The sequence below is a fragment of the Hyalangium sp. genome (assembly GCF_035629615.1).
Classification (GTDB): Bacteria; Myxococcota; Myxococcia; order Myxococcales; family Myxococcaceae; genus Hyalangium.
Map to the genome: position 1 here is coordinate 1 of NZ_DASPHO010000557.1, position 3262 is coordinate 3262.

3 protein-coding genes and 1 pseudogene are annotated in these 3262 nt (G+C 69.3%); 2 read left to right on the forward strand and 2 right to left on the reverse strand.

What is annotated here, in order from left to right; translation table 11 throughout:
• Positions 1-995 (forward strand): annotated as a pseudogene (locus VD972_RS28195) (PilZ domain-containing protein); the annotation flags it as partial.
• Between the two features lie 117 nt (positions 996-1112).
• The gene (locus tag VD972_RS28200; protein ID WP_324991847.1) at positions 1113-1568 is read left to right on the forward strand and encodes a hypothetical protein; all 456 of its coding nucleotides are present in this window, start codon (positions 1113-1115) and stop codon (positions 1566-1568) included.
• Positions 1569-1592: 24 nt separating this feature from the next.
• On the opposite strand, the gene VD972_RS28205 is transcribed toward VD972_RS28200, so the two are convergent.
• The gene (locus tag VD972_RS28205) at positions 1593-2633 is read right to left on the reverse strand and encodes an ABC transporter substrate-binding protein (protein WP_324991849.1); all 1041 of its coding nucleotides are present in this window, start codon (positions 2631-2633) and stop codon (positions 1593-1595) included.
• 64 nt (positions 2634-2697) lie between these two features.
• The coding region (locus VD972_RS28210; protein WP_324991848.1) for an ABC transporter permease at positions 2698-3262 on the reverse strand (565 nt) is incomplete at its 5' end.

The window sequence follows — 3262 nt, forward strand, 5'->3', positions numbered from 1 at the left end:
TCTTCGAGAAGTCCGGCTACTTCCGCCTCTCGGGCAAGGAGCCGACGAAGTTCTCCGCCTTGAAGGGGCAGTTCTACGAGGCGCAGCGCAAGCTGGAGGGGCAGCTGCGCATCGGCTACCGGGCCGTGAAGCCGATGGCGGGCGGCGTGGAGGCGACGCTCTCGGGGCTCAAGCCGTACGCGGGCAGCTGGCTGGCCCATCAGCTGGCGCGCCAGCAGTCCTCGAACGCCGAGGCCAAGAAGGTGAGCGCCCGCGAGGCGCTGCGCGACATCTACCTGCGCGCCTTCGAGCCGGCGCAGATGGACTCGGACGTGAAGTGGTTCTTCGCCTACTGCGAGGCCAACGTCCGGTGGATCCGCTTCATCAACTTCGACTTCGCCCAGTGGTACGAGCACACCGGCCAGTCGGCCGTGCTGCCCTTCCGCCTCATGGAAGGGGATGTGGACAACGCGTGGCCGGCCATCCCTGAGGGCATCGAGGTCGGCGACATCACCGCCGAGGAGAGCCAGCAGCTCTTCACGCACCTGGAGAAGACGAGGCCCGAGGCGTACCGCGAGGCGCTGGACCTGGTGCCGGAGCGGTTCGATCTGGCCGCCACCCGGGCCCTGTGGGAGACGGCGCAGCTGACGCGCGAGCGCGGGGTGATGGTGGCTCGCTCCAAGGGCAAGGCCGTGGCGGTGGCCATCCTGGAGACGGCGCACCTGGGGCTCAACCTGTTCCACGTGCTGGACGGGGTGCGCATCATCCCCCTTCAGGACGAGTCGCTGCCCGAGGTGCAGGACGCGATGCTCGCGCTGCTGACGCGCGCCGCGGAGTGGTACAAGGCGCGAGGCCGCTCGGTGTTCGTGCACTACGTCGAGGCCCAGGTGGTGGAATACGCGGAGCGCGCGGCCCTGGCGGACCTGGGCGAGGGCAAGCTGTGGATCATCTCCCACACGCTGCTGCCCGAGTTCCTCGAGCACCTCTGCGAGTCGTCCACGCCGCGCACCGAGTAACGGGTCGTCTGGTGGCTCCTCCTCCCTCCAAGGCAAGACGCGGAGTGTAAGGGGCGTTGGACCCATCCCTAGCTTGAACGGTGGACGGGTCATCGACCCCCTTGCCGGAGTCCACCTATGAAGTCGATCTCGCTGAGGTCATTCCGCCGTGCAGCCGCGCTGGTGCCTGCCTTCGGTCTGCTGCTCGCTCCCTTGGCAGCGCAATCGAGAGAGCGGGAAGACCCCAATCGGGATCGCGCGGGAGAGTTCAACGTGGAGGAGGGCGTGGGTGGCCGCGCGGGAATCATCGAGGAGTTCAACTTCGGTCCCCTCGGCACGGACATCATGCTCAACCGGGAAGACCGGCGGGACGAGGGAGGCACACGCCTGCTCTCGGGCCGGGTCGTCGAGATCCGCGGCCGGACGCTCTACGTGGAGCGCCAGGGCGTGGTGGTGCCGCTGGACATGAGTGCGCTGCGCATCAAGAAGCAGCCGAAGGTGGGCCAGGAGGTCATCGCCGAGTACCAGGTGTCTCGGACGCAGAACGTCGCCCTGTCCCTGGCAGGCGAGGTGCCACCGCCGGCAGTGGAGTGAGGGGTCAGCCCTCCGAGCCTTGCCTCACTGGGGTGGGGCTCGGACCTCGTTGAGCAGGAGCAGGTCCACCAGCCCGGAGACGTCCTCCGTGGCGAGATAGCCCAGCTCCTTCGCGTGCCGGGCCGTCTCCGCCAGCGCGCTCTGCTCCGGATCGAGGCTCGGCTCCAGCCGGGAGAAGGCTTCTTTGAGGATGGCGGGCGCCAGCGGCTTGCTGGCGAGCTTGCCGAACGCGGCGTTGACGGCGGCCGCGAAGCCGTCTGGATCGGCGCGCCAGCGCTCGGTGAGCCGGACATGCGCGCGCAGCAGGGCGGCGATCTGGGGCCGGCGTGTCTCCAGCACCTTCCTTGTCGTCACGATGACGGTGGTGGGGAAGCGGCCCTCCGGCCAGAGGGTGCGCTCATCCACGAGGATTTGACCGCCGCCGTCGGCCACCATGCGCGCGCCCCAGGGCTCGGGCACCCAGGCGCCCTCGATCGCGCCGTTGACGTACTGCGCGAGGATGTCCGGGTTGCTCAGCGGAATGACCTGCACATCCGCGCCAGGCTCGCTGGCCGCGGCGAGGCCCTGCTGCTTGAGCCAGTGCCTCAGGGCGATGTCCTGCGTGTTGCCAATCTGAGGGCTGGCCACCTTCTTCCCCTTCAGCTCGGCGGCGGACTTCGCCGTGCGGGTGACGAGCACCGCGCCTCCATTCACCGCGCCGGCGATGATGCGCAGCTCGCGGCCTGCCTTGAGGTAGGTGTTGATGGCCGGGCCCGGACCCACGTACGCGACGTCCAGCGAGCCTGCCACCAGCGCCTCCATGGCCGCGGGGCCGGCGTTGAACTGCTTCACGTCGAGCCGGCCGATGCCGGGCTCCGCGGAGAAGGCGCCCTCGGTGTGGCCCACGAGGGCCTGCGAGTGGGTGATGTTGGGGAAGAAGCCCAGGCGGAGCGGAGCGTTGGCGTCTCCCCCCGCGTCCCCTCCAGACTTCTTGCAACCGAGGCCGGTGGCCGCCACCAGGACGAACAGTCCTAGGAATTGCCCGAGGGAGAGCCCCAGGCCTGACCGAGAGCGAGACAGGTTCATGCGCTCGGTAATGGGGCGCATCCGCGCGCGGGGCAATGCTCCTCTGGGTGGGCCGTCCGCCACTTCACATGGAGGGCATCAGGCCCCAGCGCCGCCGCACACGCAGCTCCACCGTCTGGAAGAGGACGCGATCCACGAGGATGCCGATGGCGATGATGGCCACCATCACCGCCATCACCTGCGGCACGTCCATCAGCTCGCGGCCCAGGGTGAGCAGCTGGCCCAGGCCGCCCGAGACGAAGAGCAGCTCTCCGGCCAGCAGCGCGCGCCACGCGAAGCTCCAGCCCAGCTTCAGGCCGGTGACGATGCCTGGGAGCGCCGCGGGCAGCAGCACCCCGAAGGAGAAGCGCGGGCCGCGCACCCCCAGGGTGTGGGCCACGCGGATGAGCTGCGGATCAATCCCGTTGACGCCGTCCTCGGTGGCGATGGCGATGGAGAGCACGCTGCCCATCACCACCACGAAGAGGATGGCGGAGTCGTTCAGGCCGAACCACAAGAGCGCCAGCGGCAGCCAGCAGATGGAGGGCAGCGCCTGCAGGCCCATCACCACCGGCTTCACCGCGTTGCGGAAGAAGGCGAGCCGCGCGTTGGCCAGTCCCAGGGGCAGGCCGATGCCCACCGAGATGAGG